At 60.4% G+C, this 24,584-nt stretch carries 29 protein-coding genes and 2 pseudogenes; 8 read left to right on the plus strand and 23 right to left on the minus strand.

The window, feature by feature from the left end:
- Positions 1–7: 7 nt before the first annotated feature.
- On the minus strand, positions 8–2,386 hold the full coding sequence (locus AC07Y2_RS26500) for a DUF3772 domain-containing protein (protein WP_103387261.1): 2,379 nt from the start codon (positions 2,384–2,386) through the stop codon (positions 8–10).
- Between the two features lie 158 nt (positions 2,387–2,544).
- On the opposite strand from AC07Y2_RS26500, the gene AC07Y2_RS26505 reads away from it, so the two are divergent.
- From AC07Y2_RS26505 to AC07Y2_RS26520, 4 genes are all read left to right on the plus strand, one after another.
- Positions 2,545–2,886, plus strand: coding sequence for a hypothetical protein (locus AC07Y2_RS26505; RefSeq protein ID WP_039773137.1), 342 nt, complete (start codon positions 2,545–2,547; stop codon positions 2,884–2,886).
- Between the two features lie 99 nt (positions 2,887–2,985).
- The gene (locus AC07Y2_RS26510; RefSeq protein WP_103387262.1) at positions 2,986–4,242 is read left to right on the plus strand and encodes a TolC family protein; all 1,257 of its coding nucleotides are present in this window, start codon (positions 2,986–2,988) and stop codon (positions 4,240–4,242) included.
- Positions 4,239–5,486, plus strand: coding sequence for an efflux RND transporter periplasmic adaptor subunit (locus AC07Y2_RS26515; protein WP_103387263.1), 1,248 nt, complete (start codon positions 4,239–4,241; stop codon positions 5,484–5,486). Before AC07Y2_RS26510 ends, AC07Y2_RS26515 begins: the two co-directional genes overlap by 4 nt.
- Positions 5,483–8,653 carry an efflux RND transporter permease subunit gene (locus AC07Y2_RS26520; protein WP_103387264.1) on the plus strand — a complete coding sequence of 1,057 codons (3,171 nt, stop codon included), beginning with the start codon at positions 5,483–5,485 and terminating at the stop codon, positions 8,651–8,653. Before AC07Y2_RS26515 ends, AC07Y2_RS26520 begins: the two co-directional genes overlap by 4 nt.
- Before the next feature lie 62 nt (positions 8,654–8,715).
- Here the strand turns inward: AC07Y2_RS26520 and arsH are convergent, their stop codons facing one another.
- From arsH to AC07Y2_RS26550, 6 genes are all read right to left on the minus strand, one after another.
- The gene (arsH, locus tag AC07Y2_RS26525; RefSeq protein WP_085667176.1) at positions 8,716–9,405 is read right to left on the minus strand and encodes an arsenical resistance protein ArsH; all 690 of its coding nucleotides are present in this window, start codon (positions 9,403–9,405) and stop codon (positions 8,716–8,718) included.
- 11 nt (positions 9,406–9,416) lie between these two features.
- On the minus strand, positions 9,417–9,887 hold the full coding sequence (locus AC07Y2_RS26530) for an arsenate reductase ArsC (RefSeq protein ID WP_103387265.1): 471 nt from the start codon (positions 9,885–9,887) through the stop codon (positions 9,417–9,419).
- A 9-nt stretch (positions 9,888–9,896) separates the two neighbouring features.
- Entirely contained in the window at positions 9,897–10,244 is a 348-nt protein-coding gene (locus tag AC07Y2_RS26535) for a metalloregulator ArsR/SmtB family transcription factor (RefSeq protein WP_085747440.1), read from the minus strand.
- A 117-nt stretch (positions 10,245–10,361) separates the two neighbouring features.
- A complete protein-coding gene (locus AC07Y2_RS26540) occupies positions 10,362–10,982 on the minus strand; it encodes a LysE family translocator (protein ID WP_103387266.1) in 621 nt (206 codons plus the stop codon).
- Between the two features lie 43 nt (positions 10,983–11,025).
- Positions 11,026–11,493 (minus strand): metallophosphoesterase family protein, encoded by a 468-nt coding sequence (locus AC07Y2_RS26545; protein WP_103387267.1) that lies wholly within the window; start codon positions 11,491–11,493, stop codon positions 11,026–11,028.
- Between the two features lie 197 nt (positions 11,494–11,690).
- Positions 11,691–12,212, minus strand: coding sequence for an AraC family transcriptional regulator (locus tag AC07Y2_RS26550; protein WP_371916408.1), 522 nt, complete (start codon positions 12,210–12,212; stop codon positions 11,691–11,693).
- 85 nt (positions 12,213–12,297) lie between these two features.
- Here AC07Y2_RS26550 and AC07Y2_RS26555 point away from each other — a divergent pair, with 85 nt between their 5' ends.
- Positions 12,298–12,759, plus strand: coding sequence for a Rid family hydrolase (locus tag AC07Y2_RS26555; RefSeq protein ID WP_074690968.1), 462 nt, complete (start codon positions 12,298–12,300; stop codon positions 12,757–12,759).
- Here AC07Y2_RS26555 and AC07Y2_RS26560 read toward each other — a convergent pair.
- The 6 genes from AC07Y2_RS26560 to AC07Y2_RS26585 all read right to left on the minus strand — a co-directional run bounded on the left by AC07Y2_RS26560 (position 12,756) and on the right by AC07Y2_RS26585 (position 17,394).
- Positions 12,756–13,727, minus strand: a complete 972-nt coding sequence (locus AC07Y2_RS26560) for a LysR family transcriptional regulator (RefSeq protein ID WP_256587091.1) — start codon at positions 13,725–13,727, stop codon at positions 12,756–12,758. The genes AC07Y2_RS26555 and AC07Y2_RS26560 overlap by 4 nt on opposite strands.
- Before the next feature lie 347 nt (positions 13,728–14,074).
- Positions 14,075–14,437, minus strand: a complete 363-nt coding sequence (locus AC07Y2_RS26565) for a DUF6124 family protein (protein ID WP_074690824.1) — start codon at positions 14,435–14,437, stop codon at positions 14,075–14,077.
- Between the two features lie 442 nt (positions 14,438–14,879).
- Positions 14,880–15,797: an AraC family transcriptional regulator gene (locus AC07Y2_RS26570; protein WP_085649062.1), complete on the minus strand. Its 918-nt coding sequence runs from the start codon at positions 15,795–15,797 to the stop codon at positions 14,880–14,882.
- Positions 15,798–15,878: 81 nt separating this feature from the next.
- On the minus strand, positions 15,879–16,136 hold the full coding sequence (locus AC07Y2_RS26575; protein ID WP_103387268.1) for an Atu4866 domain-containing protein: 258 nt from the start codon (positions 16,134–16,136) through the stop codon (positions 15,879–15,881).
- A 19-nt stretch (positions 16,137–16,155) separates the two neighbouring features.
- Positions 16,156–16,452: a hypothetical protein gene (locus AC07Y2_RS26580; protein ID WP_103387269.1), complete on the minus strand. Its 297-nt coding sequence runs from the start codon at positions 16,450–16,452 to the stop codon at positions 16,156–16,158.
- 177 nt (positions 16,453–16,629) lie between these two features.
- On the minus strand, positions 16,630–17,394 hold the full coding sequence (locus AC07Y2_RS26585) for an SDR family NAD(P)-dependent oxidoreductase (protein WP_103387270.1): 765 nt from the start codon (positions 17,392–17,394) through the stop codon (positions 16,630–16,632).
- A gap of 286 nt (positions 17,395–17,680) precedes the next feature.
- On the opposite strand from AC07Y2_RS26585, the gene AC07Y2_RS26590 reads away from it, so the two are divergent.
- Positions 17,681–18,625: a helix-turn-helix domain-containing protein gene (locus tag AC07Y2_RS26590; RefSeq protein ID WP_103387271.1), complete on the plus strand. Its 945-nt coding sequence runs from the start codon at positions 17,681–17,683 to the stop codon at positions 18,623–18,625.
- A 180-nt stretch (positions 18,626–18,805) separates the two neighbouring features.
- A complete protein-coding gene (locus AC07Y2_RS26595; RefSeq protein WP_103387272.1) occupies positions 18,806–19,540 on the plus strand; it encodes an SDR family oxidoreductase in 735 nt (244 codons plus the stop codon).
- A 69-nt stretch (positions 19,541–19,609) separates the two neighbouring features.
- Here the strand turns inward: AC07Y2_RS26595 and AC07Y2_RS26600 are convergent, their stop codons facing one another.
- From AC07Y2_RS26600 to AC07Y2_RS26635, 8 genes and pseudogenes are all read right to left on the minus strand, one after another.
- On the minus strand, positions 19,610–20,527 hold the full coding sequence (locus tag AC07Y2_RS26600; RefSeq protein ID WP_103387273.1) for a bifunctional helix-turn-helix transcriptional regulator/GNAT family N-acetyltransferase: 918 nt from the start codon (positions 20,525–20,527) through the stop codon (positions 19,610–19,612).
- Positions 20,528–20,598: 71 nt separating this feature from the next.
- Positions 20,599–21,276, minus strand: a complete 678-nt coding sequence (locus AC07Y2_RS26605) for a phytanoyl-CoA dioxygenase family protein (protein WP_103387274.1) — start codon at positions 21,274–21,276, stop codon at positions 20,599–20,601.
- A gap of 7 nt (positions 21,277–21,283) precedes the next feature.
- Entirely contained in the window at positions 21,284–21,685 is a 402-nt protein-coding gene (locus AC07Y2_RS26610; RefSeq protein WP_103387275.1) for a hypothetical protein, read from the minus strand.
- A gap of 25 nt (positions 21,686–21,710) precedes the next feature.
- Positions 21,711–22,034, minus strand: a complete 324-nt coding sequence (locus AC07Y2_RS26615; RefSeq protein WP_103387276.1) for a gamma-glutamylcyclotransferase family protein — start codon at positions 22,032–22,034, stop codon at positions 21,711–21,713.
- A 67-nt stretch (positions 22,035–22,101) separates the two neighbouring features.
- Positions 22,102–22,290, minus strand: a complete 189-nt coding sequence (locus AC07Y2_RS26620) for a hypothetical protein (protein WP_408980498.1) — start codon at positions 22,288–22,290, stop codon at positions 22,102–22,104.
- Positions 22,291–22,308: 18 nt separating this feature from the next.
- Positions 22,309–22,461 (minus strand): annotated as a pseudogene (locus tag AC07Y2_RS26625) (VOC family protein); the annotation flags it as partial.
- A 28-nt stretch (positions 22,462–22,489) separates the two neighbouring features.
- A complete protein-coding gene (locus AC07Y2_RS26630) occupies positions 22,490–22,816 on the minus strand; it encodes a low molecular weight protein tyrosine phosphatase family protein (RefSeq protein WP_103387277.1) in 327 nt (108 codons plus the stop codon).
- A complete protein-coding gene (locus tag AC07Y2_RS26635; protein WP_103387278.1) occupies positions 22,813–23,007 on the minus strand; it encodes a hypothetical protein in 195 nt (64 codons plus the stop codon). Before AC07Y2_RS26635 ends, AC07Y2_RS26630 begins: the two co-directional genes overlap by 4 nt.
- Positions 23,008–23,201: 194 nt before the next feature.
- On the opposite strand from AC07Y2_RS26635, the gene AC07Y2_RS26640 reads away from it, so the two are divergent.
- The gene (locus tag AC07Y2_RS26640) at positions 23,202–23,648 is read left to right on the plus strand and encodes an anti-virulence regulator CigR family protein (protein WP_103387279.1); all 447 of its coding nucleotides are present in this window, start codon (positions 23,202–23,204) and stop codon (positions 23,646–23,648) included.
- A gap of 79 nt (positions 23,649–23,727) precedes the next feature.
- Here AC07Y2_RS26640 and AC07Y2_RS26645 read toward each other — a convergent pair whose 3' ends face one another.
- Together AC07Y2_RS26645 and AC07Y2_RS26650 are read right to left on the minus strand one after the other, a co-directional pair.
- Positions 23,728–24,027: a hypothetical protein gene (locus tag AC07Y2_RS26645; RefSeq protein WP_103387280.1), complete on the minus strand. Its 300-nt coding sequence runs from the start codon at positions 24,025–24,027 to the stop codon at positions 23,728–23,730.
- A 243-nt stretch (positions 24,028–24,270) separates the two neighbouring features.
- Positions 24,271–24,510, minus strand: a pseudogene (locus AC07Y2_RS26650) (alpha/beta fold hydrolase); the annotation flags it as partial.
- Between the last annotated feature and the right edge of the window lie 74 nt (positions 24,511–24,584).

The raw sequence follows: 24,584 nt of genomic DNA on the forward strand, positions 1-24,584 counted from the left end.
TTTTACCTCAGGTACTCGGCGGCTTCGCCAGCTCGATTCCCGCCGCCCCCAGCCGCTTGAGAATCTCGAACAGCAAATCACTCTTGGTCGTCCCGACAATCCTCGGGCTCGCCACATACCCGGTCACCGTCAACGTAATCCCGTCCGGCGTCAGCTTGCTGAAGCGCACGAACGGTGCCGGTTTTTCGAGGATGGTTTCGTGTTCCTTGTAGGTGTCGAACAGCAGGTTCTGCACCTGTTCGGGGTCGATGTCCAGCGGGAACATCAGCTCCAGCGTCGCGACGCCCTGGGCGCTGCCGCCGAGGGTGACGTTGCGCAGGTTCTGCGAGATCAGTTGCGAGTTGGGCACGATCACGATCGAGCGGTCGCTGAGCTGGATTTCGGTGGCGCGCACGTTGATCCGGCGGATGTCGCCCTCGACGCCGCTGATGCTGATCAGGTCGCCGACCTTGACCGGGCGTTCGGTGAGCAGGATCAGTCCGGAGACGAAGTTCTTCACAATCTCCTGCAAGCCGAAGCCGATGCCCACCGACAGGGCGCTGACGATCCACGCCAGGTTGGTCCATTGCACGCCCAGCGATGACAGGGTCAGCAGGATCACCACCGCATAACCGATGTTGGAAAACAGCGTGCTGAGCGAGGCGCACATGCCCGGGTCCATGTCGGTCTTGGGCAGGAACTCGTTGTCGAGCCAGCGGCGCAGTGCGCGGATCAGGTAGATGCCGATCAGCAGCGCCAGCATTGCGTTGAGCAAATGGCCGGGGACGATGTTCAGCTTGCGCAGGCCGGCGCCGCCGAGGATCGTGCCGATGTTGGTCGCCAGTTGGCCGAGTGTGGTGCCGATCCCGCCGACGAACAGGGTGATGACCGCCAGCAGCAACAGCGCGGCCCGACCGAAACCGGCCAGCAGCGTTGAGGCCTGCTCAAGGCGTCGGTCACCGACCCCCAGCAGCTGTTTCAGCGCCTTGCCGCTGGAATGGCGGGGGGAGAAGAAGTATTCGCAGCTGTCGCTGAGCAATTGCATCAGCAGGTAAAACCCGGAAAACACGATAAACGCCCACACCAGTTCATAGGTGATGAACCGCGCCAGCGACACGTAACCCGTGAGCAGGGCGCCGAGCGACAGCACCATCGCCAGGGTGGCAACGGTGTAAACCACCCCGGCGAAGGTATTGCCCGCCACTTGGCAGTCTCCGGCTGCGGCCAGTGTTTTGCGCACCCTGCCGACGCGCATCAGCAGCGTGGTGACGATGCCCAGCACCGCCAGCGCAATGATGCCTCTGCCTGCGAGCACAATCTGACTGCTCATGCCGGCGGCATTGCTGACTTGCACCGCCGTCACCAGCACCAGCAGCGTCGCGGCGAGGATCCGTGCGTAGGGATGCAGCGCGAGCGCCACCGGGTCAGCCACCGCCGGCAGTCGCCAGGACGGGTGCTCGGTCGAGAGCAACGCGCGGCTCAGCCCTGTGATCAGCACGCAGGCATAAACCACTTTCCCGAACTCATCGGAAAATGTCGCCAGCATCGGCGGCAACGGCACGTGACGGGTGCAGGCGTAATAGAGCAGTTGCAGGGCGATGGCGGTGGTCGCGAGAGTCGCCAGCGCCGAGGCGAACGCCAGCGAACTGCGGCGCAGTCGACCCTCCGGCATGCGGTGAATGCACACCCACGCCAGCCAGCGGTCGGCCAGCCGCCGGCCCAGCGTCCAGACGACGAAGGCCAGCACCACCAGCAGGGCGGTGTAAAGTCGCTGACCCGGTTGCCAGGCTTCGGCGCCGGTCTGTTGCACCTGATCGACGAAAGAGCGCAGACGCTGGCGGTCATCCGCCGACGGATTGACAAGGGGAGCCCAGAAGCCGGGATTCAGAATGCTGTGGGTGCTGAGCGTCAGTTCGCTTTCGAGCAACGTGCGGCGGATACCGGCGATCTGGGTGATCAGCTCCGTGGCGTTTTGCTTGAGGGTGGCGAGGTTCTTCAACGCCGTATCGACTTTGGTTTTCTGCTCGATCAACGTCGCCCGTTGCGCGGCGATATCGGCTTGCTCGGCGGCGACCGCTTCGGCCGGCGCAGCCCCGAGTACGCCCAGTTGCACGGTCAGTTGCGCCTGCTGCGGTAACAGCGATGCCGACAGCCGATCGATGTCCAGAATGAACGTCTGCACCCGGTCCTGCGGGCCTTCGAGCTGGTTGTAATTGTTGGCGGACGAGATCTGCTGCTTGAGGCCGTCGAGGCGCAGTTGCAAGGCTTGCAGATCGCTCTGCGTGACGCCGGGGAGCGGGGCGCCGACATCGGGCGTGCCGGGCAGGTCGGCGGCCGACACCATCGAGACACCCGGACAGAGCAGCGTCAGGGTGATGAACATCAATGACTTCAATGCATTACGCATGGGACTGGGCGATTCCGGTTGATCACACAAACATTGAGGTTAGGTGATGGAGCGCCTACTGCATCATTTTCTGCTGCTAATCCTGGCTTAATGCGTGTCCGGTGAGATCGCCGGGCAGCCGATTGTAGGCGCCCGTTTTCACGACTAGACTCCCGGCCATGAAACGCTATCTGCGGTTTTGTCTCGTTTTCCTGATCAGCCTGGCGCTTCCCCTCAGCGGGATGGCGGGCGTGCAGGCACCGACAGAACCGTGCCCGATGCAAACGATGGGCATGGCGATGATGGACGGCATGAACATGGATTGCTGCCAGGACATGAAGAGTCCTGCCGACCATGGCTCCCCCTGCAAACCCGGCCAGGAGTGCAAGACCGGCGGCCTGCTGCAAGTCGCGATCCTCAAGCCGCCCGTTACCGTGTTCAGTCCTGTCACGCATTCGTTCTTCAGTGATTCCCTGCCGCTAGCGGCCCCGTCCGGGGTCTGGCGACCGCCCCGCACCTGATTCCTGTCTCCCCTTGAAGCTCATTTCGCCCAGGCGGAGTGATTTGGCTGTGCGCGTGTTTTACGCCGCGCGCAGTGGACGATCACAGGAATCGTAAACATGACATTCAAGTGCAATTGCACGGGTTGGCCGCTGGTGGCCGGCCTTGCGGCAAGCGTGCTCGCGTGGCCGGGTTTCGCCGCCGCGCTGACGCTCGATGAAGCGCTGCGGCTGGCCGAAAACAATGCGCCGTCGCTGACCGCACAAGATCAGAAAATCCAGGCCGCCAGCAGCGCGGCCATTCCGGCGGGCGAGTTGCCCGATCCCAAGCTGGTGCTCGGTCTGCAGAACTACCCCGTGGGCGGCCCGGATCGCTGGAGCGTCGATCAGGACTTCATGACCATGCAGATGGTCGGTTACCGGCAGGAAATGCCCAACGCAGACAAGCGCAAGGCGCGCATCGAAGTTGCCGACGCAGTCATCGAGCGCGCGGCGGCCGAGCGCCGTGTCGAGCGTTTGAAGGTGCGTGAGGCGACGGCGCTGGCGTGGATCAGAGGCTATTCGGTCGAGCGCAAAGAAGCGTTGTTCCAGGACTTGTTCAAGGAAAACCGTCTGCTGAGTGAGACCGTCCGGGCGCAGATTGCCGGTGGTCGCGCACAACCTGCCGACGCAGTGACGCCGAAACAGGAAGCGGCCCGACTCGCCGAGCAACAGGACAACCTGACCCTCGAACGCACCCAGGCTCGAGCCGCGCTCAAACGCTGGATCGGCACCGCCGCCAACGACAAGCCCGAAGGCGGTTTGCCCGTGTGGCCGGTCGATGCCCCGACCTTCAATCATCAACTGCAACACCACCCCGAACTGGCGGCGTTCGCCCCCATGACCCGCGAAGCCCAGGCCAGGGTGCAAGAGGCGGTGTCCGAGAAGAAGTCCGACTGGAGCTGGGAAGTGGATTACCAGCATCGTGGCCGTGAGTTTGGCGACATGGTCAGCGTGCAGTTTTCCTGGGATCTGCCGCTGTTTCCCGAGACGCGCCAGAACCCGAAAATCGCCGCCAGACAGGCCGAAGTCAGCCAGTTGCAAGCCGAGCGCGAAGCACTGTCCCGCGAGCACACCGAGCAGCTTGAAAACCAGTTGGCCGACTACCAGCGCCTCGATCGGGCCGTGCGCCGCACCGAGGACAGCCTGGTGCCGCTGGCCAGAGAGAAAGTCGATCTGAGCCTGGCCAGTTATCGCGCCGGCCAGGGCGATTTGAACGCGGTGGTCAACGCCCGCCGCGAACTCATCGAGGCCCGCCTCAAACAGATCGACATGGAAGAACAACGCGCGCTGACCGCTGCGCGTCTGCATTTCGCTTATGGGGAGACCAGCCTGTGAACCTTAAACAATGGAACGGCGTGTGGCTGGCCGGCCTCGCGCTGGCGGTGGGTGTGGGTGGCGGTTACGGATTGGCCTACCAGCGAATGAACGGAGTAGCGGCTTCAGCCCCGGCGCCGAGCACTGAGCCCAAGGCCTTGTACTGGTACGACCCGATGTACCCGCAGCAGAAGTTCGACAAACCGGGCAAGTCACCCTTTATGGACATGCAACTGGTGCCGCGATACGCCAGCGGTGGGGAGGGCAGTGCGTCCGTCAGCATCGATCCGGGGCTGAGTCAGAACCTCGGTGTGCGTGTGGCGCCGGTCAGTCGCGGTGCCTTCACCTCGAGCTTCGATGTGAGCGGTGTGCTGGCGTTCAACGAGCGCGATGTCGCGGTGATTCAGGCGCGCACCAACGGGTTTGTCGAGCGGGTCTACGCCCGAGCGCCGGGGGACGTGCTCACGGCTGGCGCGGCGTTGGCTGACATTCTCGTGCCGGAATGGACGGCGGCCCAGAGCGAGTTTCTGGCGCTCAGGCGTAGCGGCGATGCCGACCTGATCGCCGCGGCACGCCAGCGCTTGCGGCTGACCGGGATGCCGTCGAGCCTGATTGCTCAAGTGGAGCGCAGCGGCAAGGTGCAGTCCGAACTGACGGTCACCAGCCCTTTGGGCGGCGTGCTGCAAGCACTCGATGTGCGGGCGGGTATGGCCGTGGCGACAGGTGAAACCCTGGCGCGGGTCAACGGGCTGAGCAGTGTCTGGCTCGCGGTGGCGGTGCCGGAATCGCAGACCGGTTCGGTTGCCGTGGGGCAGGCCGTCGAAGTGCGCCTGCCGGCCTTTCCCGGTGGTGTGTTCAACGGAGCGGTCAGCGCGATTCTGCCGGACACCAACCCGGACAGCCGCACCCTGCGCGTGCGGGTCGAGCTGGCCAATGCCGATGGCCGCTTGCGGCCGGGGATGACCGCACAAGTGCGGCTGAAACGTTCGACCGGGCAGAGTCAATTGTGGGTGCCGAGTGAAGCCGTGATCCGCACCGGCAAGCGCGCCTTGGTCATGCTCGCCGAAGACGCGGGGCACTATCGTCCGGTGGAGGTGCGCCTCGGTCAGGAAAGCGCCGGCAGAACGGTGATCCTCGACGGCCTGGCAGAAGGGCAGAGCGTCGTGACATCTGGCCAGTTCCTGCTCGATTCCGAGGCCAGTCTCAAGGGCATCATCGCCGAGCCGCTCGAAACGAGCGGGAACTTTTCGGGGAGCCAGCCATGATCGCCGCGCTGATTCGCTGGTCCGTCGCCAATCGTTTTCTGGTGCTGCTGGCAACGCTGTTCGTCACGGGCTGGGGCGTGTGGTCGGTGCAGAGCACGCCGATTGATGCGCTGCCGGATCTGTCCGATGTGCAGGTGATCATCCGCACGCCGTACCCCGGACAGGCGCCACAGATTGTCGAGAACCAGGTGACCTATCCGCTGACCACCACCATGCTCTCGGTGCCGGGGGCGAAAACCGTGCGCGGTTATTCGTTCTTCGGTGACAGCTTCGTGTACGTGCTGTTCGAGGACGGCACAGATCAGTACTGGGCGCGCTCGCGGGTGCTGGAGTACCTGAGCCAGATCCAGAGTCGCCTGCCGGCCAGCGCCAAACCGGCACTGGGTCCGGATGCCACCGGGGTGGGCTGGATCTATCAGTACGCGCTGGTGGATCGCAGCGGCGGGCATGATCTGGCGCAGCTTCGGGCGTTGCAGGACTGGTTCCTCAAGTTCGAGCTCAAGACCCTGCCCAACGTCGCCGAGGTCGCCACCGTCGGCGGCATGGTCAAGCAGTATCAGGTACAGCCCGATCCGCTGCGGCTGGCCGGCCTCGGCATCACCCTGGCGCAGGTGCGCGAAGCCATCGGCAAGGCCAATCAGGAAACCGGTGGCGCGGTGCTGGAAATGGCCGAAACCGAATTCATCGTCCGTGCTACCGGCTACCTCAAGACGCTTGATGATTTTCGGGCGATCCCGCTCAAACTCGGCGTGGGTGGCGTACCGGTAACCCTGGGCGATGTCGCGACGGTTCAGACCGCGCCGGACATGCGCCGGGGCATTACCGAGCTGGATGGCCAAGGTGAAACCGTCGGCGGCGTGGTGATTCTGCGCAGCGGCAAGAATGCCCGCGAGACCATCGCGGCGGTCAAGGCCAAACTCGATGACATGAAAAGCAGCCTGCCGCCCGGCGTCGAGATCGTCACCACCTACGATCGCAGCAAACTGATCGATCGCGCCGTGGAAAATCTCAGCCACAAACTGCTCGAAGAGTTCATCGTCGTCGCGCTGGTGTGCGGGATCTTCCTCTGGCATTTGCGCTCTTCGCTGGTGGCGATCATTTCGTTGCCGGTGGGCGTGTTGATCGCTTTTCTCGTGATGCGTTATCAGGGCTTGAACGCCAACATCATGTCGCTAGGCGGGATTGCTATCGCCATTGGTGCGATGGTGGATGCGGCGGTGGTGATGATCGAGAACGCCCACAAGAAAATCGAGGCGTGGCACGCGGCCAATCCGGGGCAGGCGCTCAAGGGCGAGCGCCATTGGCAGGTGATGACCGACGCGGCGGCGGAGGTGGGGCCGGCGCTGTTTTTCTGTTTGCTGATCATCACGCTGTCGTTCATTCCGGTGTTTACCTTGCAGGCCCAGGAAGGGCGGCTGTTCGGCCCGCTGGCGTTCACCAAGACCTACGCCATGGCGGCGGCAGCGGGATTGTCGGTGACGCTGGTGCCGGTGCTGATGGGCTACTGGATTCGCGGACGGATTCCGGATGAACGCCACAACCCGCTCAACCGCTGGCTGATCCGGATTTATCAGCCGGCGCTGGACGTGGTGCTGGGCCGGCCGAAATTCACGTTGCTGGTGGCGCTGTTGGTGTTTGTCAGCGCGGCCTGGCCGATTTCGCGGCTCGGTGGCGAATTCCTCCCGCCGCTGGACGAGGGTGATCTGCTGTATATGCCTTCGGCCTTACCGGGTTTGTCGGCGCAAAAAGCCGCGCAGCTGTTGCAGCAGACCGATCGGCTGATCAAGTCAGTGCCCGAGGTCGAGCATGTATTCGGCAAGGCTGGTCGTGCGGAAACCGCTACCGACCCGGCACCGCTGGAGATGTTCGAGACCACTATCCAATTCAAGCCCCACGATCAATGGCGTGCGGGCATGACCCCGGAAAAACTCGTGGAAGAACTGGATCGCGTGGTGCGGGTGCCGGGGCTGACCAACATCTGGATTCCGCCGATCCGCAACCGCATCGACATGCTCGCCACCGGGATCAAAAGCCCGATCGGCGTGAAGGTCGCCGGCAACGATCTGGCCCAGATCGACGCCGCGACCCAGACTATCGAGCGTGTAGCCAAAGGTGTGCCCGGCGTCAGTTCGGCACTGGCCGAGCGGTTGACCGGTGGCCGCTACATCGACGTGGATATCGACCGCAACGCCGCCGGCCGCTACGGGCTGAACATCAGCGATGTGCAATCCATCGTCTCCGGTGCCATTGGCGGGGAAAACATCGGGGAAACCATCGAAGGGCTGGCGCGGTTTCCGATCAACATCCGTTATCCACGAGAGTGGCGTGATTCGCCCGGCGCGCTGGAGCAATTGCCGATCTACACGCCTTCCGGTAGCCAGATCACCCTTGGCATGCTGGCGAAGATCAAGGTCACGGACGGCCCACCGATGCTCAAGAGCGAGAATGCCCGACCGTCCGGTTGGGTGTACATCGACGTGCGAGGGCGGGACATCGCTTCGGTGGTGGCCGATCTGCGTCGTGCCGTCAGTGAGCAGGTGAAATTGCAGCCCGGCATGAGCCTGAGTTACTCGGGGCAGTTCGAGTTTCTGGAGCGGGCCAATGCGAGGCTGAAACTGGTGGTGCCGGCGACGCTGCTGATTATCTTCGTGCTGCTTTACCTGACGTTCGCTCGCTTCGACGAAGCGCTGCTGATCATGGCCACATTGCCGTTCGCATTGAGCGGCGGTGCGTGGTTCCTTTATCTGCTGGGCTACAACCTGTCGGTCGCCACCGGGGTCGGCTTCATTGCGCTGGCCGGGGTTTCGGCCGAGTTCGGCGTGATCATGCTGCTTTACCTGAAGAACGCCTGGGCCGAGCGCGAAGAACTCGGCGATCACTCCGAACGCGGGTTGATCGCGGCGATTCGCGAAGGCGCCGTGCAACGCGTGCGTCCCAAGGCGATGACCGTGGCCGTGATCATCGCCGGCCTGTTGCCGATTCTGCTCGGCAGCGGCACCGGCAGCGAAGTCATGAGCCGCATCGCCGCGCCCATGGTTGGCGGCATGGTCACGGCGCCGCTGCTGTCTTTGTTTGTCATACCGGCGGCGTATCGCCTGATGCGCCGTCGACGGTTGCCCGCTGAAAACAAGTCACCTCAAAGCGACGATGCTTCCATCCAGCCGTAACCCGGCGACGAAAAAAACCGGTGAGAACGTTCGCACCGGTTTTTAATTGTGGGGGTTGGTCATCAGATCGACCGCTGATTGACCCGCTGCATCAATTCCTCCGCCGATTCCTTGCGCTCGGAATAGCGATCCACCAGATCCGGGCGATCACGCAGCAACAGCGTGAACTTCACCAACTCTTCCATCACGTCCACCACCCGGTCGTACAGCGCCGAGGGTTTCATGCGGTTACCTTCGTCGAATTCCAGATAGGCCTTGGGCACCGACGACTGATTGGGGATGGTGAACATGCGCATCCAGCGGCCCAGCACGCGCAGTTGATTGACCACGTTGAACGACTGCGAGCCGCCGCAGACCTGCATCACCGCCAGGGTCTTGCCCTGGGTCGGACGCACCGCGCCGAGGGCCAGCGGCACCCAGTCGATCTGCGCCTTGAACACCGCCGACATGGCGCCGTGGCGTTCCGGTGAGCACCAGACCTGGCCTTCCGACCATTGCATCAGTTCGAGCAGTTCCTGGACTTTTGGGTGATCGCCCGGCGCATCGTCCGGCAGCGGCAGACCCGAAGGGTTGAAGATTCGCGTCTCGGCACCGAAGTGCTCCAGCAGGCGGGCGGCTTCTTCGACCAGCAAGCGGCTGAAGGAGCGCGGGCGGGCCGAGCCGTACAGCAACAGGATGCGCGGCTTGTGCGCGTCTTCGTCACGCGTGGTTGTTTGAACCAGTGAAGGATCGAGGTTGGGCAAATCGGTCATGTCGGCTCCGGTTACAGCGTGCTGATGCGGTCTAGCTCGCGCTTGAGAGCATCACGGTCAAGTTGGGCGAAGGGCAGGGCGAGGAAGGCTCGGCAGCGGGTTTCGATTCGGGCGAGAGTGGCGCGGAAGGCGGCGTCGATGGTGTCTTCATCACCGCGCACATCCGACGGATCCTCCAGCCCCCAATGGGCTTTCAGGGCCGGGCCGAAGTACACCGGGCAGGCTTCACCGGCGGCCTTGTCGCACACGGTGATGACGATGTCCGGCGGGTTGTCTTCGAAGGCCTCGTTGCCCTTGCTGGTCAATCCATCAATGGAAATGCCGGCTGCCTGCAACGTGGTCAGGCTGCGCGGCAGCACCTGGCCCTTGGGGAAACTGCCGGCACTGACCGCTTCGAAACCGGCCGACGCCAGATGGTTGAACATCGCCTCCGACAGAATGCTGCGGCAGCTGTTGGCGGTGCACATGAATAGAACGCGCATTTTCGATCCTCAGCAGCAGGCAGATGTGTTGAGCGGGCGATCGCCCATCACCGCCAGCCGCGCGCTGTTTTCTTCCAGCCAGGCGGTGTTGGCGGCGAGCGTGGTTTCAAGCAGCGTGCGAATCCATGCCGGCAAATCAGGGTTGAGCCGGTAATAAACCCACTGACCCTGACGGCGATCCAGCAAAAGACCGCAGGTGCGAAGCTGCGCGAGATGGCGGGAGATTTTCGGCTGGCTGTCGTCCAGCGCGCAGACCAGTTCGCAGACACACAGCTCACCTTCACGGGTGATCAGCAGTGTGGCGCGGGCGCGGGTTTCGTCGGCGAGGCATTTGAAAACGGAGGCGGGGTTGAGCATGACGATGCCTTCAGTACATATGGTTGTTCGAATATACGGATATCCATATGTGCTGGGCAAGTCTTGAGTTTGATGAAGTGGCAGCTCTCGACCGAAGGTGTGTTTAGCGCAGGCGCCTCAACGCTTGCTGAACGCCAACCGCGCAGCAAACAACACGAAAATCATCCCGGTGGTGCGATCCATCCAGCGAATCACCTTTTCCCGCCGCAGAAAACCGGACAGTGGCTGCGTCGCACCAATCAACACCAGCGACCAGATCAGCCCGAGCACCACATGAATGCTCACCAGCCCGAATGTCCACGGCACCAGCGGCTGACCTTGCGGAATGAACTGCGGCAGAAACGACACGTAGAAAATCCCGATCTTCGGATTCAGCACGTTCCCCAGCATGCCCTTGAAAAACCAGTTCGCCTCCGGTTTGCCATCGGCCTCGGCCGGTGCCAGCGAACGGCGAGGGCGCAGCAGCATGTTCAACCCCAGCCACGCCAGATACGCCGCGCCGCAATACTTCAACAGGTTGTAGGCCAGCTCCGACACCGCAATCAACGCCTCCAACCCAAACGCCACCGCCGCGCCCCACAACAGACAACCGGCATTGATCCCCAACGCCGCACGCAAGGCCTGCTGTTTGCCTTCGACGGTGGCCGTGCGCAGCACCAGCGCGGTGTCGAGACCGGGCGTCAGGGTCAACAGCGTGGCGGCGAGGGTGAAGGCGAGGAGGTTGTCGGCGATGGACATGGCGCGTGGGTTCCCGGTACTGGATGCGGGAACGGTAGCGGTTTCAGGCGGGGGTATCCAGCAGGGAAATCAGGCGCGGTTCGATGCGGTCGGGTTGTATCTCGAGGATCGCCAGCGTCACCGGCAACTTGAAACGCCGAGGGCCGGCGCTGCCGGGGTTGACGTAGAGACGATCACCGCGCCATTCGATGCGGGGTTTGTGGGAGTGGCCGGTGATGATGAGCTTGATGCCCGGATCGAGATCGGCGGGGACATCGGCGATGTCGTGAACGAGGAGGGTTGGCCAGCCGTTGAGGGTGAAGGTCAGGAGGTCGGGGAGGTTCTCGGCCCATGGGCTGTTGAGGTCGTTGTTGCCGCGCACGGCGTGGACCGGGGCGATTTTGGCCAGTTGGGCGAGGATGTCCGCGTTGCCGATGTCGCCGGCGTGGATGATCTGGTCACAGCCCTGGAGCGCGGCGAGGGCTTCGGGGCGGAGGAGGTTGTGGGTGTCGGAGATCAGGGCGGTTTTCATGTGGGTTTTCCGAGGATATTTCGGGTGGAAGTGGCTGCTTTCGGCCAATAGCAGACGTTCGCCCTCGACCGTTAACGGCCATTAGCGCGCGATGATCGTGTTGTTTATCGTAATGCGGCCGAGGCGCCATTCACATGCGTCGCATCCTAGGGTTAAACCTCCAGGTAAGTCTTAACTCCGCTATCCAGCTCATCAAATCACAGCGCAGGCGATTGATTGTTCTGTTTCCAAGCCCGCGGAGTTACACCTTCGGTTCGCACGAATGTGCGACAGAAGTGAGACTGGTCAGAGAAGCCACACTCCAGTGCAATGTCCGCAATTAGCAATCTCGACGTCTGAAGTAACTGCTTGCCCCTCAGAATCCGCTGCTCTCGCATCCATTCTTTGGGTGAGACGAGAGTGGTTCTTTTAAACTGACGGGTGAAATGGCTGCGCGATAGCGCACAGGCCTGTGCGATAGCTGCTACTGAAATATCTGCGTCCAGGTTATCGAGCATTAACTGCTCCGCGCGTTGAATCTGCCAAGGTTTCAATTGCCCAGTCTGTTTAGTCAAATCCTTAAGTGAGGACGCGCATGTTTCGTTTTTCATCCTGATTCCTTTTTCCCAGTAGCCGGTTGATAAGCTCAATCCAGCGGTCAGTCGATGGAAAAAATTTAACGGAATGCGTGTCGCAATAGGGGCGCATTTTTGCGCTGCTGGAGGCGCAAAAATGCGCATTTTCAATAGTGTTTCCGGTGCTAGCCTTTGCCTCCCGACAACTCGAATCGACATCATTCGACTCGTCATCTTCAAGGAGAAAGCAATGGCTGCTTCACAACCGCACGGCAAAAACACCGCTTACTGGGGAGTCTCATGGGAGGAGGGCTACGGCTATCCCCAGGCCAGAAAAGTTGGAAACGAGATCTATATCTCGGGTCAGTTCAACCACGATGAGGAGGGTAACCTGGTTGCTCCCGCGCCTTTGAATAGCGAGGGGAAGCCCAGCGATTTCTCGTCGATAGGAGAGCAGATGCGCGCCTCTTACGACAACATCGCCAAGTTGCTCGCGCTCTATGGAGCGACCCTTAATGATGTCGTCGAAGAAACGCTCTACGTATTGGATATGGACGCGGCCTTCGCCGTGGTAGGTGATGTGCGCAAAGCCGCATATCGCACTGAGCGGCCCCAGTGCGCGAGCAATATAATCGGTGTATCCAGGTTGGCTCAACGTTCACAGCTGATTGAAATTGTCTGCAAGGCTGTCATCGGATCTAGCGCCGACTAAGAGACGCTCCCGGTTTCGCCCTGCGCAACCGGGAGATCCAGTTGCCCTTCGATCAAAGGCTTTTGATGCGCTACGGCTGCTGCACAAAAAGTCATGAATGCTTTTACTCTCCATGACTTTCGAATGTCCTGATGCGTAAGCAGCCAGAGCTCATCCTGTAGTTCGCGCACAACTGGGCCGACGCGTCTTAACCCAGGCGTAATGTCTCCCAGCATGCACGGAAGAAACCCATAACCAAGGCCTGCCGCAATGGCGACGCTCGCCGCCGCGACTGAGTCGGTACGATAAGAAATACAGTCGGCGCTGACTCTGTTCTCGACGTAGCTCTTAGCCTTCAGTCCACATAATCCTGCGGAATAGGACACCCACGGTTGGCCTTCTGCGAACGGGATAGCAGTCGCTTGTTTTATGCTGCCATAAGGCGCCCATGCGATCGAAGCGAGCTTGCGCCCGACGAGACTTTCGGCAGGTTTTTTCGTCGCTCTCACCGCCACGTCAGATTCATCGCGAGCGAGACTTAACGTCTCGTTGCCAACCAGAACCTCGATGGCAATGCCTTCATTAAGCGCTTTGAAGTCGGCGATGATCGGCGTGAGGAAATACAGAAGCAGGGAGTCGCTAGTAGTGATCCGAAGCTTTCCCTGTGGCCCTTGACCTGCGCGAGAAACCCGACGTGTAACGCTGACGATATCAAGCTCGACGCGTTCGGCGAGCGCCCTTAACTCAATGCCCTCGGGCGTCAGCATGTACCCAGAACGGCGGTGGTCAAATAAAACGACCCCAAGTGTCTTTTCCACTTGAGCCACACGACGCGATACGGTGGATACATTGATTCCCAAGCTTTTTGCAGTCGTGGCTCTGTTGCCGCATTCGCTTAGCGTTTTGATGATTCGCAAATCGTCCCAAGAAAGCCGACTTGCAGCCTCGCTTAAACTCTGGGTGGCGCCGGTTGGTAAGGGCGGATTGATTGAAGCTTTTTTTGATGTTGGTTTCACGCCAAGCACCCCAAACTAAGGTTGCCCATCATACGAAATGGCTGGAGGCGAACCAAGGAGTCAAGTGCACAAGCGGACTCGGCTCGAGCAACCGGCCCGGATGTTCCGGTTAGATCGGGTGGCGTCAGTCGTTCTGGGCGAGTATTAGGCCTTTACCATCTTCCCCTGACCAACTTCGTCGTGCAGCTTTAAGCACTTCATTCTAATCAGTCGAATGTCCGCTTTTGGCCGAAAGCTGCCATTCCCCATGGCAGCTTCGACCAACGCTTATTCCCTCTTTCGCTCCGAACTAGCCGGTCGTCACCAAAGAGGGCAAACGTTTAGCTCTTCACCTCAACATGATCCAACGCCTGATTCACCGCCAACTCGCTCAACATCACCAGCTGCGCAATCCCGATCGCAGTCTTGCGATGGGCAGGCTCTAGCGTCGCAGCAAAGTTGTTAAGCATTTCGCTCGCGGAACCCAGTGATTCGCTGGCGTTGGCCAGCAGGGATTCGGTGTCGTAGGCCGGGTTGGCCAGGTACATGGGGTCGTGTTTGTGGTGGCTGCCCATGACTCGTTGCTGCGGAGTCAGGTAGTGGTCGAGGGCGCGTTCGGCGGCTTCGTTGAGGGTTCGGGAGTCGGGGAATTTGTAGGGGGAGACTGGATCGGTTTCCGGGGGATTCGGTGTTGGTTTGATCATGGTGAAACTCCTAATTATTGAAAAGGAGCCTTCACCCTCGCTACCAAACGAAGGGTGGCGGCCAATACGCGGGTTGGTAGACCGGTAACTAGGAACCCGGCGCACTCGAAAGTGCCCTGCGCATGGCCACCATCAAGTGCAGACCTGGGGAGGTCTGCGAATGGCGCGCTATGCGACTAGTTAACTCGGGCTACCAAACCCGATCACTGTTTTTCAGTGACCCGGAAACGATAAAACCCGTGTCCCAGACGCACAAGCCGGCGGATTCTGGCGTAGTCGTAGGTAATGACGCAAGGCGTTGTAGCCTTGAGGAAGTAACGCTGAGTGTCTTTAAACAGCAAAGGCCAAAGCCCTTAAACAACCTCCGATGGCTCCTTCAATAACCGGTGCATTGGATCTTTCCCCGGCGCTCTGCTGCCCTGAACCGGCTCCGGCCAGGCCATCACGCAGGATGCCGAACCCGGCTGGCATCTCTGGAGGGCGGGCACCCGAACTGGCGACTGTATTCCCGACTGAATTGCGACGGGCTTTCGTAGCCCACTCGATAACAGGCGCTCGCCACATCCAGCCCTTCGCCGAGCAACAGGCGGCGGGCTTCCTGCAGGCGCAGTTGCTTCTGATACTGCAGCGGACTCATGGCCGTCACCGCCTTGAAACGATGATGCAATGTGGAGTTGCCCAAGTTGGCGACCCGGGCGAGTTCTTCGATGCGCAAGGGTTGGGTGTAGTGGTTGTTCAACCAATCGATTGCCCGTGTTACTCGCCGTGTTTGCGAGTCGCCGAGGGCAAGCTCATACAGACGACGTCCATGCACACCCCGCAGGAGGCGGTAATACAACTCGCGAAGGGCGAGCGGTGCCAGCATGCCGATGTCTTTCGGTGTTTCCAGCAGCCGGACCAGCCGCAGCATTGTTTCCAGCAGGGGCACATCGACTTTCTCAAGAAAAAGACCAAGCTCCGGCTCGTCCGGGACGCCCGCCGGTGGAGCGTCGGCGATGACCTGAGCGATTTCCGTGGGCTCGAAATCAAACCGGATACACAGGTAGGGCGCCTCCGGGCTGGCCATCAGCACGCGACCGGACACCGGAAGGGTGACCGAAACCACCAGGTAGCTGAGGGGGTCGTACAGGTAGTGGTCGTCACTCAGGCCGATTTCCTTTTGTCCTTGCACGATCAGGCAAAGTGCCGGTTTGTGCACGGTATGGATCAGCTCCGAAGGTGCATCGAAACGGATGACATGCAGGGGAGCTATGGCGGTCTCATAGATCCCGGGTGTGGTAAAGCGTTGCGTCAGCAGGCGAACCAGTTCGTCACGGTAGACGGCTGTGTTTTGAAGGATGAAAGCATCGCTCTGTTCCATTTCAAGGCTCTCACAAGTGTTCATGAGCGTCTGCCTGAAGCATTTCAGGCAGACGATATTCACCCGAGATCATCAAAGTACTCATTGCCGATAGAGGATCATTCCGGCGTGATACAGCACGTCGTCATGAAAGTGGCCATCAGCGGTGAAGCCGGTGTCGTCCCAGTACTGGATGTAATCACCGACCAGTTCGTAGCGGCCCTGGTAGGCGCTCTTGTTTTTACCACGGGCCTCGTCGTAACGACCAGTCGTCAGAAGCTCATGACGGATGAATCCATCCGCGGTGACCCACATGCCTGCGTAAGGATGGTCCTGAGTGGTTTTTTTGGCATCTTTCATTACTTCTCTCCTCGGATGTTCAGACTGAGCCGATACGGCCCAAAGCCGTGCGATCAGAGCCGTTTTCGGCAACGCGAAACCCCGGAGTGCGATCACTGCCACCTTCAGTGACGCGCATGCCTGGCGTGCGGTCCGAACCATCTGCGGCAACGCGGAACCCTGGAGTGCGATCACTACCGCCATCAGTTACGCGCATGCCTGGAGTTCGATCAGCACCGTCAGCGGCCAGGTACAGGCTGGTCGAGGAAAGGTTGATCGCGCAGGCCACCATCGCGCCGATCACCAGTGAAAGGGAAAGCCGTTTTGTGTTTTTCATTGTTCAGTCCTCATTGACGTTGTTCATCAGAGCGGCCTGCCGTGGCCTGTGTGTGCATCCGTTGCGTGGTTTCAGATTACGTAGCCGAGCGCAGCGGTGTTAGGACGAAACTGCCGCAGATTTGCCTGATCCTCTCGGGTTGGTCGGGCATGTCCTGCGGCGCGTTTGTGCTGCGGCTCAGCCGGCCGTGACCGTCATGCCGCCGTCGGCCATGACCACCGAACCGACCATGAAGCTGGCCCGATCCGAGGCGATGAACGCGACCACTTCGGCGATTTCTTCCGGTTGGGCGGCGCGGCCGATCGGCGCCGCTTCGCCATGTTGGGCGAGAAAGGCAGGGCCGTCGTCGACCACATTGTTGAGGATATTGGTCACCACATCGCCGACACCGACAGCATTGACCCGGATGCCGTGGCCAATGACCTCAAGCGCCAGGGTGCGCGTCAGTTGGGCCAGCGCGCCCTTGGAGGCGGTGTAGGCGGCAATGGTGGGGAAGGCGAAATAGGAGGCGTAGGACGCGATGTTGACGATCGATCCGGACTTGTTGGGCATCATCGCTTTGACCGCCTCCCGGCTATGCAAAAAGGCCGCCGTGGCGTTGACCGCCTGAATGCGTTCCCAGTCTTCGCGGGTCATGTCGATGACCAGTTTGTTGATGATGATGCCGGCGTTGTTGACCAGAATGTCCAGCCGTCCGAATTGCTCGACGGCCAGGGCGACCGCGCGTTCGGCTGCCCCGTCCTGAGTGATGTCGGCCACCAGGGGGACCAGGCCGGGGCGGGCCAGTGCTTCCACCTCAGGGTTCATATCTTCAGCAATGACCTGGGCGCCGCGGGCATGCAGCAGCAATGCGATGGCCTTGCCGATGCCACTGGCCGCGCCAGTGACCAGTGCGACTTTACCGGCTACTTCGTTTGGGGTGCTGTTCTTGAAGTCGGTCATGATGTTCTCCAGCGTTTTTGATCGAGTAGGGATAAGCCGTGTTGGCGCCGGCGAGGCGCTGTCATCGGCGACGGGCCTACTGTCTCGCAGCGAGGCAAGGTCGGCTTTGGTGAGATTGCCCACGCTGTCGGGGTTTTGCGCTGAATGTCAGTGAGGGAGGTTCGGCGCTCGATTTAACCCACGGGAAAAGCCCGATATCATCGAGCCGGTCATCGTGACACGGCGTGTGGGCAAGCATCGGAGACCTGTCTGGCTTCGCACAGCCGAATCTGAAAAGGACGAGTTCATGGCAAATACCGGGCGTACCTCCCAGGACGCGTTGTCGACATCCTCTCGAGACTTGCGCATCAACGGCGAGTCGATGGGTGAGTTCCTGCCAGGCGAACCCCAGGCGTTACCCTCGCGTCCGGAAATCACGGACGTGGTGATTCAGCTGTTTACCCATCGCAGCGTTACTGAGCCGATTCTCGTGCCTGCAGTGGTGGAACCGCTGCTCGTTCTGGTTCTGGCCGGGGCGGCGACGGTAGAGGAGCGCGCATTGGGGGGCGAGTGGGAAGCTGCCGAGGTCAGTGCCGGCGATTTTTTCCTCACCAGTTCCGATGAGCCGTATGAAATGCGCTGGCAGACGCACGGAGGCGATACCTTCGAAGTCATGCATCTTTATCTGGGGCTGCCCTTGATCGAGCAAGCGTCTCGAGAGCTGTCGGGCCAGCACGCCGGGCCTGTGCGTTTGCGCGATGTTTCAGGGGCACGGGACGGGCGCGTCGCGTTTGTCATGGAGCAGTTGCGCACGGAACTGCTCCTGGAACGCTCGCCCAGCGCGCTTTTCGCCCGCTCTCTGGCGCAGGCGCTGGCCGTGCATCTGGTGCGCAGCTATCTCGCTGAAAGCCAGCCCGGGCGTCGGGTCAACGCCTTGCAAGCCTACAAGTTGCGCAAAGTCACCGACGCCATGCGCGCGCATCTGAGCGCTGAATTCAGCCTGGCCAAACTGGCCAGCCTTGCCGAGCTGAGCGAATACCACTTCAGCCGCCTGTTCAAGCGTGCGACGGGGCTGTCGCCATCGCAGTACTTCATCCGCTTGCGCATGGTTCGTGCGCGGCACCTGCTACTGGAAACCCGCCTTAGCATCATCGACGTCGGGCTGGAGATCGGCTACTCGAGCCCCAGTCACTTCTCGCAGGTCTTTCGACGTGAAGTGGGCGTAACGCCCAGCGAGTTCCGTGGGGCCTGAGCGGCGCTTCATCACAAATTTGCAAGCGATGCACACAGACACGAATAGGCAAAAGTGGCGCAGGTTTCGGCACGCGTCGACGAGGCCCGTGCCCTTAATCTTTTCGACGTACCCCGCAGCAACGAACGCGTCTTCAGCGGTCGGTGCTGAACCTCAAAGCAGACAGCAGGAGCTACGGATATGTCGAACATTCAAAACAAAGTCGTCCTGATTACCGGTGCAAGCAGTGGTATCGGCGAAGCGGCCGCCAGGCTGATCGCCGCCAAAGGCGCGCATGTGGTCCTCGGTGCCCGCCGTACCGAGCGTCTGGACAAACTGGTCAGCGAGATCCAGGCCGAAGGTGGTTCAGCAAGTGCCTGTGCACTGGACGTTACGGATCTGCAATCGATGCACGCCTTCGTGGCGTTCGCCAAGACGCAACATGGCAAGGTCGATGTGATCATCAACAACGCGGGCGTGATGCCGTTGTCTCCGCTGGCTTCGTTGAAGGTCAACGAATGGAACCAGATGCTCGATGTCAACGTTCGCGGCGTACTGCACGGTATTGCCGCTGTCCTGCCGGACATGCAGGCGCAGGGTTTCGGTCAGGTCATCAATATCTCGTCGATCGGTGGCCTCGCGGTTTCTCCGACAGCTGCGGTGTACTGCGCGACCAAATTCGCGGTCAGGGCTATCTCGGATGGCCTGCGCCAGGAAACGGACAAGATCCGCGTCACCGTGGTGTGCCCGGGTGTGGTCGAGTCCGAATTGGCGGATACGATTTCCGATGAGGTGGCCCGCGAGGAAATGAAAGCCTTCCGCCGTGTGGCGCTGAATGCAGACGCCATTGCGCGAGCGCTCGCCTATGCCATCGAACAGCCCGACGATGTCGATGTGAGTGAGATCGTGGTTCGTCCGACCGCCAGTCCGCACTGAGCCGTTCCGGGCGCAATCACCCGTGGTTTGTGCCCCGTTCCGCCTGGCTATAAAGACTGGGCATAGACCTCACAAAGCAATCGCCCACGTCTGACTGACCAAATCCTTGCCGAAGCTGTGAATCGGCTCTTCCTCGACAAGCTCAAATCCTGCCCGCTGGTATAACCGGCGGGCATCCACCAGATTGCTGGTGGTCCACAGGATCATCTTTTTGTAGCCGACATCCCGGGCAAAACGCAGGCATTCCTCGATCAGCCGATTGCCGATCCCCAATCCCCGCGCACTGGCATCCACGTAGAGCATGCGCAGTTTCGCGGTGGTTTCGTCGTGGCGGATGACGAACACCGAACCCACCACCTTGCCGTCCTTCTCCGCGATCCAGCAGCGCTCGCCGGTGGGGTCGAATTCGCGCAGGTATTTGGCGACGACCTCTGACACCAGCGCTTCGAACTCTGAATTCCAGCCGTATTCACGGCTGTAGATCGCAGTCTGCTGATGCACCACCAGACCCATGTCGCCGGGCTGCGGATCGCGCAGCAGATAGGTCGTTGGCTGACCACCCTCGAGCAGCGTCTGGATCTGCTTCATCGATGCGATCAGTTGCAGTTGCTGCGGTTCGGACAGGCGTTCGAGCAGGGTGATGACTTCTTGCCGCGAGGCTTGCTCCAGCGGCGCGAGGATTTCGCGGCCGAGGTCGGTGATGTGCAGTTGACTGGCGCGGGCGTCGGTGGCGGAGGGGACTTTCTGGATCAGGCCTCTTTTGTCGAAACCGCTGATGAGGCGACTCATGTAGCCTGCGTCGAGGCCCAGCATCTGGCGCAGGTCGGTGCTGGTCAGATCGCCCTGGGACGCAAGTTCGTAGAGGATGCGCAGCTCGGTCAGCGAGTAGTCGCTTTGCAGCAAGTGTTCCTGCAACACGCCGATCTGATGGGTGTAGAAACGGTTGAACTGCCGGACGATGTCGGCGCGGTCGGTGATCGTGGACATGGCGTGATGCTCATATGTTTGCTTTAGGCAACTATATAGTTGCCTGAGGCAATCAAGTCAAATGAATGGTTTCACGATCCGAACGAAAAATCAGCGGGTTGGAACCGCTCGGACGTGTCCATTTGTATGTTGCGCAGGCCCACTGTTTCCAAGTGTGTTGCATAGAGCGAGTCGGAAAAAAAGGTGATCAACAGGGCGCGACGGCGTGCGCCGCTGGAGTTCAGGCTGCCCGCGTGGATCAGGTCGGCATCGAAGATCAGAATGTCGCCCGCGTTGCCCGTCAGTTGCACGGATCGGGACTCGTCAGTGAAATCGAAAGGGGGCTCGCCCGAGGTAGGGCGATGGCTGCCGGGGACAATGCGGGTTGCACCGTTTTCGAGGCCGTAATCGTCGAGGTACACCAGCGCATTGACGGTGTCGCCGGGGCGTTGCGCCGACAAGTCGCGGTGCAGTTGTTGGTGGCCGCCATTGATGAGCGGTTCGCGGCCCTCGACCTGCGAGAGGAAGAAGCGCTCGCCGATCAACTCGCCCACCACCGCCAGCAAGGGTGGCAATCGGCACACGGCTTGAACGGTCGGGTCAGTGTCGAGCTGCGAATGACGCCAGTCGATGCCGCGGGGCACGGGCCATTCGTTTGAGGGTTTGATGTCGGTATCGAATGCGATGCGAAGGGCGGCCAGCCACATGGTCGGAACCGCTCCAAAGAGCATTTCGTAGCCTTTGCTATGGAGTAGTTCGCGGCTCGTCATGGCTTCATCAGTCTCCCTTTTTACAATCAGAGCGAGTATTGCCGATCGTGATCAAGCCGACGCGAACCTCGGTATCGCTGCCGTAACCCCAAGACAATCGGTTCCCGTAACTCACCAGATCGTAGATTTCGCTTTCGCCAAGTAGCTGATCATCGCGATTGTCGTACAAACGGAAAAACGCGGGAGATTCCCAGCGGACGAACCATTGAGTTTCGAAGGGGGCGTCTGGAGGCGCCTGCGGGTGAAGGAAGTTGGGCAGTAACCAAAAAGGTCTGAAAGTTTGCACCCTGAAGCAGCCATCGGGGCTGATATGAGCTGCGTAGTCAGGCTTCGCCAACGCCTTCTCCCACCACTCGGAAGCACCCCATAGCCCAACACAAAACACTAGCCCGGCCAGGAAGATTTTCATCCGTCGAGAAAAGGCCGAAGGCCGACTATTTGAGCGCGTAGACATAGGCATCCATTGCCGTCCCGTCATCCAGCTTCACCTTGGCCAACACCCGCTGATACTCAGCCCCTTCAAACTCATCCAGCGCCGCCCAGTGTTCGTGGAAATTCTCGGAAGCGAACACATAGCCTTCGATCACATCGCCATCCTCGGCAATCACCAGACCGGGAAAACCCATCGCCGCGCCCCAGCCGGCCTGCGACAGACGTCCCTTCAGCGAAGCGGCCTGCCACGTGCCGCCGATGTTCAGCATCACATGCTCATTCGGCCGACCAGGGCCCAGGGTTCCATAAACGAAAAGTCGTTCCACGATTGCTCCTGCCAGTCAAAAAAGGGAGGGATCCTGACGTATCAACGATGTGCAGGCAACAACGCGATCAGTTCTGCGTCGAGCGGGTTAGAAACCCGTCGATCAACGCCACCACCTGTTGCTGGATCACCTCACGGGAACGAGCGCCGCTGTCCGCACAGATGATGCCGTCGCCGGACGAATCCTCTTCGAGCAGGGGAATGGCCGGCGACTGCAATTCGCCCCTTCGAGGCCGTGCCAAATTGCCGTTTTTCATTGTTTTTATCGTCCTTGATCAAATCGGGCAAACGGGACGTTCGCCCAGACGTTCTACCAGTCTTACGAGATAACCGTCCGGATCCTGAACGAGAAATTCACGCTGGCCGACTTCGACATCGTCAGCGCGATACCAGGTGTCTTTGCGGGTTTTATAAAGTGGAATCTGGGCGACGCACTTTGCCAGGAGGCACAGAGGGTCAAGTGGCGAGGTAGGGTTTCACCGACTCTTGAAGAAGGTCTACCAGCTCGGGATCCACGTACTGATAGTCATCCGGAATATCCAGCGAGTGAATCCGCTTGTGCTCAAGCAGCCGGGCGTACTCGGCCTGCAGACGATTCAGGTGTTTGGTTTCCATCACAAAAATGAAATCGGCCCAGCGAATATCCGCTGGACCGACGGTTTTGCGTGCATTGGGGCTGGTGCCCGCGGAGCGGACATTGAAGCCGGGGCGGCGACGCCAGACTTCTTCGGCCGTCGGGCTGCGCCATTGGTTGCGACTGCAAATGAACAGAAGGTTCGTCACGCTTCATCCAACAATTGGCGGGTTGAGCGAATGGGATAGCTCATGCCGAGTTGGCGAGCCCTGACCAGTTTGGTGGACCGGATGTACATCAGCTTCCAGTTTTTTTCCGGCTTGAACGTCTGCGGGCGAACCGCTTTGTCACTGCCGTGTTTACGGGCCTGGGTACGTCTCCAGGCGCGAGTTCTTTTCATGGTCTGTCCTCGTGAATACCGGGTTCAGCAGCCGCGGTAATACGAGTCGGACGTATGGTAAGCGCGAATTGAGGAACACCGATAGCTGCACGCATCGAAAATCGTCACAAACCGCGATGACAGGGCCATCTCTCCATGCCTGTAAAAAAAACTGACTAGAATCCAAACACACCTATTCATTCAAGGAACGACCCATGTCCGGTTTACGCACGTTGATTGCGACCACGACCTGTATTGCGCTGTTGAGCACTTCGGTGTCAGCGCTGGCCGATCCTGGCAACGGAAAGGGGCAGGGCAAAGGTAACCCGCATAACAGCCAGGATCATGGCAATCAGGGGAAAAAAGGCGGGGGCGGTTATCAGGGGCACGGCCCGAGTATCGATCGCGGCGGGGTGATCGGGATTGTGGACGGCTATCGTGGCTACTGGACCCCAGGCCCGCCATTGCCGCCGGGCATTCAGAAGAACCTGGCGCGGGGCAAACCGCTGCCGCCCGGGATAGCTAAGAAACTCGATGGTCGACTGGTCGGCAGACTGCCGCACTACGACGGCTATGAATGGCAGCAGGTCGGCACCGATCTGATCCTGGTCGCGCTGGCTACAGGGCTGATTTATGAAGTGCTGAATGGCGCCTTTGATTGAAAAATAGATCTGTCCCCATATGAAAAAGCCCGGCGGATAAGGCCGGGCTTTCGTCGGGTACTGCGGTAAAACCGAGCATTCAGGCGTTACGACTTTCGATCAGACGGTCAGAACCACCTTCGGCAACTGCATCACTGAACAGCGGATCGGTTTCGGTCGCGGCAACTGCATCACTGAAAAGCGGATCAGTTTCGGTCGCGGCAACGGCGTCACTGAACAGCGGATCAGTTTCGGTCGCAGCTACGGCATCGCTGAACAGTGGGTCGGTTTGAGTCGCAGCGGCAACCGCATCGCTGAACAGTGGATCGGTTTCAGTCGCCGCAAAAGCATTCAGGGCGAAGAGCGAAAAGGCGATGCCGAGGATTGTCTGGCGTTTCATGGTTCTGTACTCCGTGTGCAGTGGGTTGGTATGGAGCAGATCCTACGCTTTCGATTTGATATGAGAACTTCATTGAATTAATGGTTGTTATTGATGCAGTCAATGATTGAGCTCGGTGGCCTGAGATGCGCTGAACGGCACCGATGACAACAACCCGCTTGCCAGTCACTGCGCAATAAACCTGCGAATCGCTTGAGTGGTTCCCACTGGCGCTTCCTCCATCAGCCAATGCCCCGCACCGGCGATCACCAAGGTGTGATCCTTCGCCAGATCCGCCGCCAGAGGCGCCCACATATCACCGGTGTCGCCGAAACCGTGCAACAGCTCCACCGCCGGGCCTTTGCCGCCGATGCGCGTGTGGATTTTCGCGCCGTCCACGGCGATGTCCTTAGTGCGGAACGAGGCGGGGAAGGGCGTCACATCCGCATGGGCCGGAACAATCATGGCCAGCAGCAGGGAAGCGGTGAGCAGGGTGCGGATCATGGCGGTCACTCCAGAGGGGGTGGCTGGAGCGTAGACGGATTTGTGGTCGCTGAAGTGCGAATAATGGGCACAGA

This window comes from Pseudomonas sp. GW456-12-1-14-TSB6 (assembly GCF_059424205.1).

Coding starts and splice junctions, on each gene's coding strand:
- AC07Y2_RS26500 (WP_103387261.1), bottom strand. CDS start 2,386: ATGCGTAATGCATTGAAGTCATTGATGTTCATCACCCTGACGCTGCTC.
- AC07Y2_RS26505 (WP_039773137.1), top strand. CDS start 2,545: ATGAAACGCTATCTGCGGTTTTGTCTCGTTTTCCTGATCAGCCTGGCG.
- AC07Y2_RS26510 (WP_103387262.1), top strand. CDS start 2,986: ATGACATTCAAGTGCAATTGCACGGGTTGGCCGCTGGTGGCCGGCCTT.
- AC07Y2_RS26520 (WP_103387264.1), top strand. CDS start 5,483: ATGATCGCCGCGCTGATTCGCTGGTCCGTCGCCAATCGTTTTCTGGTG.
- arsH (WP_085667176.1), bottom strand. CDS start 9,405: ATGACCGATTTGCCCAACCTCGATCCTTCACTGGTTCAAACAACCACG.
- AC07Y2_RS26530 (WP_103387265.1), bottom strand. CDS start 9,887: ATGCGCGTTCTATTCATGTGCACCGCCAACAGCTGCCGCAGCATTCTG.
- AC07Y2_RS26535 (WP_085747440.1), bottom strand. CDS start 10,244: ATGCTCAACCCCGCCTCCGTTTTCAAATGCCTCGCCGACGAAACCCGC.
- AC07Y2_RS26540 (WP_103387266.1), bottom strand. CDS start 10,982: ATGTCCATCGCCGACAACCTCCTCGCCTTCACCCTCGCCGCCACGCTG.
- AC07Y2_RS26545 (WP_103387267.1), bottom strand. CDS start 11,493: ATGAAAACCGCCCTGATCTCCGACACCCACAACCTCCTCCGCCCCGAA.
- AC07Y2_RS26550 (WP_371916408.1), bottom strand. CDS start 12,212: ATGCGCATTTTTGCGCCTCCAGCAGCGCAAAAATGCGCCCCTATTGCG.
- AC07Y2_RS26555 (WP_074690968.1), top strand. CDS start 12,298: ATGGCTGCTTCACAACCGCACGGCAAAAACACCGCTTACTGGGGAGTC.
- AC07Y2_RS26565 (WP_074690824.1), bottom strand. CDS start 14,437: ATGATCAAACCAACACCGAATCCCCCGGAAACCGATCCAGTCTCCCCC.
- AC07Y2_RS26570 (WP_085649062.1), bottom strand. CDS start 15,797: ATGGAACAGAGCGATGCTTTCATCCTTCAAAACACAGCCGTCTACCGT.
- AC07Y2_RS26575 (WP_103387268.1), bottom strand. CDS start 16,136: ATGAAAGATGCCAAAAAAACCACTCAGGACCATCCTTACGCAGGCATG.
- AC07Y2_RS26580 (WP_103387269.1), bottom strand. CDS start 16,452: ATGAAAAACACAAAACGGCTTTCCCTTTCACTGGTGATCGGCGCGATG.
- AC07Y2_RS26585 (WP_103387270.1), bottom strand. CDS start 17,394: ATGACCGACTTCAAGAACAGCACCCCAAACGAAGTAGCCGGTAAAGTC.
- AC07Y2_RS26590 (WP_103387271.1), top strand. CDS start 17,681: ATGGCAAATACCGGGCGTACCTCCCAGGACGCGTTGTCGACATCCTCT.
- AC07Y2_RS26595 (WP_103387272.1), top strand. CDS start 18,806: ATGTCGAACATTCAAAACAAAGTCGTCCTGATTACCGGTGCAAGCAGT.
- AC07Y2_RS26600 (WP_103387273.1), bottom strand. CDS start 20,527: ATGTCCACGATCACCGACCGCGCCGACATCGTCCGGCAGTTCAACCGT.
- AC07Y2_RS26605 (WP_103387274.1), bottom strand. CDS start 21,276: ATGACGAGCCGCGAACTACTCCATAGCAAAGGCTACGAAATGCTCTTT.
- AC07Y2_RS26610 (WP_103387275.1), bottom strand. CDS start 21,685: ATGAAAATCTTCCTGGCCGGGCTAGTGTTTTGTGTTGGGCTATGGGGT.
- AC07Y2_RS26620 (WP_408980498.1), bottom strand. CDS start 22,290: ATGAAAAACGGCAATTTGGCACGGCCTCGAAGGGGCGAATTGCAGTCG.
- AC07Y2_RS26635 (WP_103387278.1), bottom strand. CDS start 23,007: ATGAAAAGAACTCGCGCCTGGAGACGTACCCAGGCCCGTAAACACGGC.
- AC07Y2_RS26640 (WP_103387279.1), top strand. CDS start 23,202: ATGTCCGGTTTACGCACGTTGATTGCGACCACGACCTGTATTGCGCTG.
- AC07Y2_RS26645 (WP_103387280.1), bottom strand. CDS start 24,027: ATGAAACGCCAGACAATCCTCGGCATCGCCTTTTCGCTCTTCGCCCTG.